Here is a 6725-nt window from a genome sequence, read left to right on the forward strand (position 1 = left end):
CTGAACGCTTCGCCTGACCGAAGGGCGAGGACCGAACGGAAGCGTTCGGCAACAAAAGCAGCAGAATGCATCCGGGCCGGGTCCCTGATGCGTCAACAGGGGAAAATGGAGAAGAAAATGGTTGCTTCGTTCAAAAGGCTTGCCTGTGCCACCGCCCTTGCCGGGCTGGTGATGACCACGATGGCCAATGCCGCCGATATCAAGATCGGCATCGTCGCTCCGATGACCGGCCAGTTGGCCAGCGAGGGGCAGGATATGGAGAACGCGGTGAAGATGGCGATCGACGCCGCCAACGCCAAGGGCGGCGTCAACGGCGACAAGATCGCCACCATCACCGCGGACGACGCGTGCGATCCGCAGCAGGCGGTGACCGCGGGCAGCAAGCTCGTCTCCGAAGGCGTCACCGCAATCGTCGGCGGCTATTGCTCGGGCGCCGTCCTGCCAACGTTGAAGATCTACGGCGATGCCGGCGTTCCGTTCGTCATCATCGGGGCGAACTCGACCAAGCTGGTCGCCGCCAACCAGGGCAATGCCTTCCTCGCCAACTCGACCGGCGACATGCAGGCGACCACCGCCGTCGAGCTCTTCAAGAAGAATGGCTACAAGAAGATAGCGGTCATAGACGAGGGCGATGCCTATTCGTCCGACCTCGCCAAGCTGACAGCCGAAGCCTTCAAGAACGCCGGCGGCGAGATCGCCGCCAGGGAAACCACCACCGCCGGCGAGCAGGACTATTCGGCCGTCGTCACCAAGGTGAAATCGAGCGGCGCGGACGCCGTGTTCTGGACCGCCTATCACGCCGGTGGCGCGCTGCTCACCAAGCAGCTTCGGCAGGCCGGCTTCCAGGGCGGCATCGTGCTTGGCGACGGCAACAATTCGCCCGAATATCTGGAGATCGCCGGTTCGGCCGGCGAAGGCGTCTATCTTCTGTCGCCGCCGACGGTCGATCTTCTGTCCGGCGCCGCCGATTTCAAGGCCAAGTACAAGGCTGCCTACGGCCGTGACGCCGGCGCCTATGCGGCACTTTCCCACGATGTCGGCGACCTGATCGTAGACGCCATGGCGCGCGCCAAGTCCGCCGACCAAAAGGCGATCGTCGCGGCGCTCAAGGCCAGCGACTTCAAAGGCCTGGCCGGCGAAATCAAGTTCACCGACAAGAACACGCTGCAGACGTCGAACTTCCACCCGGTGGTCGCCAAGGGCGGCAAATGGGTGGCCGCCGAGTAACGGCGCAACCAGCCTGACGCCGAGGCGCGGCCACGCCCGCCTCGGCGTCATTGCCGTTGCCTGGCGCTCACCACAGCCGCGCTCAGGCAGGATGTTTCAACACCTGCACCCGGAGCCTCAATGACGCTCGACCTTGTCATCCAGCAACTGGTGAACGGCCTCATCGTCGGCTCGTTCTATGCCTTGATCGCGCTCGGCTACAGCATGGTCTTCGGCGTCATCAAGCTGCTGAACTTCGCCCATGGCGACATCTACATGAGCGGCGCCTTCGTCGGGCTGATCGTGTTCTCCTTCGTCGGCATTTGGGTCGGCAATGGCTGGCTGGGCGTCGTCTGCGCCTTGCTGGTCTCGATGCTTGCCGTCGGCCTGCTCGGGGTCGTCATCGAGCGCTTCGCCTACAGGCCGATGCGCAGCGCGCCGCGCCTTTCGATCCTCATCACCGCGCTCGGCGCCTCCATGGTGCTCAACGGCGCGGCGCTGGCGCTGACCGGCGGGCGGCACTTCGCCTTCAACACCGACCTCGGGTTTGCCGGTGTCGACATTTCAGCCGTCCACATCACCTACACGCAGATGGTGCTTGTGGCCGCGTCCATCCTGCTGATGGCCGGCATGCAGGCCTTCGTCTCCCGCACCATGTACGGCAAGGCCATGCGCGCCGTTTCCATCGACATGGGGGCGAGCCGGCTGATGGGCATCGATGTCGACCGGGTGATCGCGCTCACCTTCTTCATGGGCTCGGCCCTTGCCGCCGGCGGCGGCGTCATGGCCGGCGCCTATTACGGCAGCGTCCATTTCTTCATGGGCTTCATCATGGGGCTGAAGGCCTTCACCGCGGCCGTCATCGGCGGCATAGGCAGCGTGCCGGGCGCCATGCTCGGCGGCCTGCTGCTCGGTCTGCTCGAGGCGTACGGATCGTCCTTGCCCTTCGTCGGGTCGGAATGGCGCGACGTGTTCGTGTTCGGGGCGCTGATCCTGTTCCTTGTGTTCAAGCCGACCGGCATCCTCGGACGCTCGATCGTGGAGCGGGTGTGATGAGCGAAGAAGCGACATCCTTGCCCGCCGGGCAACGGCAAACGCTGCGTCGATCGCTGCTGCCGGGTCTTGCCGCGCTCGCCTGCGCATTGGTGCTGCCGCAATTCGCCAACGCCTATGTGCTCGAGGTGGCGACGACCGCGCTGCTCTATGTCGTGCTCTGTCTCGGCCTCAACATCGTCGTCGGTTATGCCGGGCTGCTCGACCTCGGCTACGCCGCCTTCTTCGCGGTCGGCGCCTACACGACAGGCATCCTGACCGCGGAATTCGGCTTCAATTTCTGGCTGTCCATTCCGGTCTCCATGGTGGCCGCCTGCGTGGCCGGCATTATCATAGGCGCGCCGACGCTCAGGCTGCGCAGCGACTATCTGGCGATCGTGACGCTGGGCTTCGGCGAGATCGTGCGCATCATTGCCCGCAACCTCGATATCACCGGCGGCGCCAGCGGCCTCGTCGGCATCGAACGGCCCGAGGTCTTCGGCTTCAAGCTGATGCAGGTCCAGCACTTCTACTATGCATTCCTGGTGCTGGCGCTGCTTACCATCTTCGTTTGCCTGAGCGTCGAGCGCTCGCGCATGGGGCGGGCATGGTTCTATGTCCGCTATGACGAGGACGCCGCCGCCGGCATCGGCATCAACCGTGTGTCCGCCAAGCTCCAGGCCTACATGATGGGGGCCGTGATCGCTTCGGTGGCTGGGTGTCTCTATGCCGCGAAGATGACCGCGATCTCGCCCGAAAGCTTCACCTTCAACCAGTCGCTGCTGATCCTGCTCGGCGTCGTGCTCGGCGGCATGGGCCGCATCCCCGGCGTCGTGCTCGGCGCCATTCTGGTGGCGCTGCTGCCGGAAGTGCTGCGCGGCGCGGGCACCTATCGTCCGCTGGTGACAGCCGTGGCGCTGCTGGCAATCATGCTGTTCAGGCCGAACGGCCTGTGGCCGGACAAGCGGGTGTGACGATGGCGCTGCTCGAAGTCCGAGACCTGCGCCTGAGTTTCGGAGGACTGAAGGTCCTGCAGGACATTTCCTTCTCGGTCGAGAAGGGCGCCATCAACAGCCTTATCGGCCCCAACGGCGCCGGCAAGACCTCGCTCTTCAACTGCCTCACCGGCTTCTATAAGCCCAAGGGCGGGTCGATCCGGCTGGCCGGCCGGCCGATCACCGGCCTGCCGCCGCATCGCATCACCGCGCTCGGGCTTGCCCGCACCTTCCAGAACATCCGCCTGTTCAAGGAAATGTCGGTGCTGGAAAACGCCATGTCCGGCCAACATTGCCGCAGCCGCCACGGCCTTGTGTCGGCGATCCTGCACCTGCCGTCGCAACGGCGCGAGGAAGAGGCGATCCGCGCGGCCGGTATGCGCTGGCTTGATTTCGTCGGCATCGCGGAGCACGCGCATCGGCTTGCAGGCGGCCTTTCCTACGGCGATCAGCGGCGGCTCGAACTGGCGAGGGCCTTGGCCTCGACGCCCGAGCTCATCCTGCTCGACGAGCCCGCCGCCGGCCTCAACGAACGCGAAAAGAGCGATCTAGTGAGGCTGATCCGCCGCATCCGCGATGAGACCGGCGTCACCGTGCTTCTGATCGAGCACGACATGGGACTGGTCATGCAGGTCTCCGAGAGGATCGTGGTGTTCGACTATGGCCAGAAGATCGCCGACGGGACGCCGGTGGCCGTGCGCGCCGACCCGAGGGTCATTGAAGCCTATCTGGGTACGGAGGAGTGATGGATCCCGAAATCGTTCTTTGCGCGGATCGCATCGTCACGCGCTATGGCGGCATAGAGGCGCTGCACGGCGTCAGCCTTTCGGTCAGGCGCGGCCAGGTCGTCGCGCTGCTCGGCGCCAACGGCGCCGGCAAGAGCACGATGTTGCGCACGCTGTCGGGCCTCATCACCGCATCCTTGGGAAGCGTCCACTTCCTCGGCGAGGATATAACCAGGGTGCCCGCTCATCGCCTGCCGCATCGCGGACTGGTCCATGTCCCCGAAGGCAGGCGGATCTTCGGCGACATGACGATCAAGGAAAACCTCGATCTGGGGTCGTTCACCCTTGCCGACGACGCCGAGCGCCGGCGCCGGCTGGATCACGTCTTCGAGCTGTTCCCGATCCTGGCGCGCCGGCACAATGGCGACGCGCGCAACCTGTCGGGCGGAGAACAGCAGATGCTGGCGATCGGCCGGGCCCTGATGGCGGCCCCTAAGGTGCTGCTGCTCGATGAACCGTCAATGGGGCTGGCGCCGCAATTGATCAGGGAAGTCATGAACATCGTGCAGCGCCTCAACCGCGAGGGCGTGACGATTCTTCTGGTGGAGCAGAACAGCAAGGTCGCCCTGAAATTCGCCGACTACGGCTACGTCCTGAAGGCCGGACGCATCGTGCTGGAAGGAAATGGCGGCGACCTTGCCAGCAACGATGCGGTGATCAGCGCGTATCTGGGCGGGGCCGCGGTCTGATGATACGGGGCATCAACGTTTGTTCCACGGCCGGAGCAACAGGTCACGGTTTCTATAAGCGCGCTATTCGAGAATCGCACGCGAAAGGAATGTCAGCTTTGCGCCGCGCGGCGGTCATACAGGCTGCTTCACCGTCTCCCGAAAACCGACTATGTGGTTCGGCGCTTAAGAGGCTGACTCATGTCGCTGGCAAGACGCCAACTCAGAACTCGGTGGCCTTGGCCTCAAACCTCAGCCTGGCTAGAGTTCATAGAATGCTGAACGCCATTCACCACGTCGCGCTCATCTGCACCGATTACGACCGGTCGCGACGATTCTACGTCGAACTCCTCGGCCTCGATCTGATCCGGGAGGTTTATCGGGAGGAGCGGCGGTCATGGAAGGCGGATCTGCGGATCGGGTCCGTCCAACTTGAATTGTTCTCATTCCCTGCGCCGGTTATGCGGCCGTCCCATCCAGAGGCGACGGGCCTGAGACATCTGGCATTTGCCGTGGCCAATCTTGATCCCGTAATTGTGCGCCTGGAAGCCGCCGGCGTTACCGTTGAGCCAATCCGGATCGACCCATATACAGACCAACGGTTTACATTTTTCAGAGACCCAGATGAATTGCCGCTGGAACTGTACGAAGTCCCTATAACGAACGGGTCACTTTCGTGACGACGTTCATCGACAAGGGAATGGCAGTGGAGCCATCCGTTCGCGAGGCATATTGAAAGCGGTAAGGCGGGCCTTTTCGCGCCGCCTACCCAGTTCTACCGAGTTTGGGCTGACTTTTTCAGCCAGTCGCGCACCAGCTCGGTGGTCCGCCGTTCTTGAAGACCTTCCATGACGAATCCTGGGGCAAAGCTTGCCTGTGGTGCGGCATTTATTATGATTTCGCGGCTGTTCCCAAGACCGTAGCCTCCGTGGAGATTGAACGGGATTATCGTCTTCCTGGAGAAGTCCTGATTGGCCAGGAATGAACGAATAATCGGCGGCGCCGAAGCGCCCCAAATTGGGAAGCCGAGGAACACCGTGTTGTAAGAACTGAGATTGCTGATGCTCGCTTTGAGCGGCGGCAGGAAATCTCTCTCGCGTTCGCGTGTCGCCTGGTCAACCGTCGCGAAATAGTCGGCGGGATAGGGCGTCACCGACTCTATCTCGAACAGGTCGCCGTCGAGGTCCCGGCTGAGAAGCGCGGCAATGGTGCGTGTGTTGCCGCTGCGCGAAAAGTAGGCGACCAGCGGCTTGCCGCCTGCGCCAAATTCGGCGTTGGCCGATGCAGCCGAGATGGCGTTGACGGCTGCCAGAGGAACGAACAGCGAAGACACAAGCATCTCTCGTCGAGTCGTTTTTGCGGTGTAGGGCATCATTGTGCTCGGCTTGGTACCCATCACGATCTCGGCGCCGCTTCCACACCCGAGTAGGCCAGGACTGCATCGGGCAGCCTCTGACCGTGCACCTCGATCGCCGCAACCGCCGCATTCAACTCCGCAACCTCTGACGGCGAAAAATCAATCGAGGCCGCCCCTGTATTCTCGAGCATGTGGGCGATCTGGGTCGTGCCAGGAATCGGAACTATCCACGGTTTCTGCGCCATCAGCCATGCAAGGGCGATCTGGCCGGGCGTTGCGTTCTTGCGCTTGGCCCAGTCTTTGACGAGAGCAACAAGCGCGAGATTGCTCTGCAGGTTATCTGGCGAAAAGCGAGTCTCGATGGCCCGGATGTCGCCGGGAGCAAAACGGGTTGCCAGGTCAATTGCTCCGGTCAGGAAGCCAACTCCCAACGGGCTCCAAGGCACGAAGCCGATGCCGAGCTCCTCGCAAGTCGAAAGGACAGATTCCTCTGGCCCACGCCACAGCATCGAGTATTCGCTTTGCACCGCCGTCACTGGTTGGGCGGTATGGGCGCGGCGCAGGGTCTTGAGCCCCATTTCACTGAGGCCCCAATGAAGGACCTTGCCTTCCGCCATGAGGTCTCCGACGGCACCGGCAACGTCCTCGATCGGCACCTCTGGATCGACGCGGTGCTGATAGA

8 protein-coding genes are annotated in these 6725 nt (G+C 63.1%); 6 read left to right on the forward strand and 2 right to left on the reverse strand.

Annotation, left to right across the window (positions count from 1 at the left end; translation table 11 throughout):
* Positions 1 to 117 precede the first annotated feature (117 nt).
* The 6 genes from KVT37_RS30600 (at position 118) to KVT37_RS30625 (ending at position 5366) form a co-directional block, all read left to right on the forward strand.
* The gene (locus tag KVT37_RS30600) at positions 118 to 1227 is read left to right on the forward strand and encodes a branched-chain amino acid ABC transporter substrate-binding protein (protein ID WP_254634366.1); all 1110 of its coding nucleotides are present in this window, start codon (positions 118 to 120) and stop codon (positions 1225 to 1227) included.
* 120 nt (positions 1228 to 1347) lie between these two features.
* Positions 1348 to 2259, forward strand: a complete 912-nt coding sequence (locus tag KVT37_RS30605; RefSeq protein ID WP_217578754.1) for a branched-chain amino acid ABC transporter permease — start codon at positions 1348 to 1350, stop codon at positions 2257 to 2259.
* Positions 2259 to 3212, forward strand: a complete 954-nt coding sequence (locus KVT37_RS30610; RefSeq protein WP_254634367.1) for a branched-chain amino acid ABC transporter permease — start codon at positions 2259 to 2261, stop codon at positions 3210 to 3212. The genes KVT37_RS30605 and KVT37_RS30610 overlap by 1 nt, the downstream gene beginning before the upstream one ends.
* On the forward strand, positions 3191 to 3979 hold the full coding sequence (locus KVT37_RS30615; protein WP_368860640.1) for an ABC transporter ATP-binding protein: 789 nt from the start codon (positions 3191 to 3193) through the stop codon (positions 3977 to 3979). The genes KVT37_RS30610 and KVT37_RS30615 overlap by 22 nt, the downstream gene beginning before the upstream one ends.
* Positions 3979 to 4707, forward strand: a complete 729-nt coding sequence (locus KVT37_RS30620; RefSeq protein ID WP_217578756.1) for an ABC transporter ATP-binding protein — start codon at positions 3979 to 3981, stop codon at positions 4705 to 4707. Before KVT37_RS30615 ends, KVT37_RS30620 begins: the two co-directional genes overlap by 1 nt.
* A 254-nt stretch (positions 4708 to 4961) precedes the next feature.
* Positions 4962 to 5366 carry a VOC family protein gene (locus KVT37_RS30625; protein WP_217578757.1) on the forward strand — a complete coding sequence of 135 codons (405 nt, stop codon included), beginning with the start codon at positions 4962 to 4964 and terminating at the stop codon, positions 5364 to 5366.
* Between the two features lie 95 nt (positions 5367 to 5461).
* Here the strand turns inward: KVT37_RS30625 and KVT37_RS30630 are convergent, their stop codons facing one another.
* Both KVT37_RS30630 and KVT37_RS30635 read right to left on the reverse strand, forming a co-directional pair.
* Positions 5462 to 6082 carry a flavodoxin gene (locus tag KVT37_RS30630; RefSeq protein ID WP_254634368.1) on the reverse strand — a complete coding sequence of 207 codons (621 nt, stop codon included), beginning with the start codon at positions 6080 to 6082 and terminating at the stop codon, positions 5462 to 5464.
* The coding region (locus KVT37_RS30635; RefSeq protein WP_217578758.1) for an aldo/keto reductase at positions 6082 to 6725 on the reverse strand (644 nt) is incomplete at its 5' end. The genes KVT37_RS30630 and KVT37_RS30635, both read right to left, overlap by 1 nt.

The sequence above is a fragment of the Mesorhizobium sp. GbtcB19 genome, assembly GCF_019091085.1.
GTDB lineage: Bacteria > Pseudomonadota > Alphaproteobacteria > Rhizobiales > Rhizobiaceae > Mesorhizobium.

Coding starts and splice junctions, on each gene's coding strand:
- KVT37_RS30600 (WP_254634366.1), top strand. CDS start 118: ATGGTTGCTTCGTTCAAAAGGCTTGCCTGTGCCACCGCCCTTGCCGGG.
- KVT37_RS30605 (WP_217578754.1), top strand. CDS start 1,348: ATGACGCTCGACCTTGTCATCCAGCAACTGGTGAACGGCCTCATCGTC.
- KVT37_RS30610 (WP_254634367.1), top strand. CDS start 2,259: ATGAGCGAAGAAGCGACATCCTTGCCCGCCGGGCAACGGCAAACGCTG.
- KVT37_RS30620 (WP_217578756.1), top strand. CDS start 3,979: ATGGATCCCGAAATCGTTCTTTGCGCGGATCGCATCGTCACGCGCTAT.
- KVT37_RS30625 (WP_217578757.1), top strand. CDS start 4,962: ATGCTGAACGCCATTCACCACGTCGCGCTCATCTGCACCGATTACGAC.
- KVT37_RS30630 (WP_254634368.1), bottom strand. CDS start 6,082: ATGGGTACCAAGCCGAGCACAATGATGCCCTACACCGCAAAAACGACT.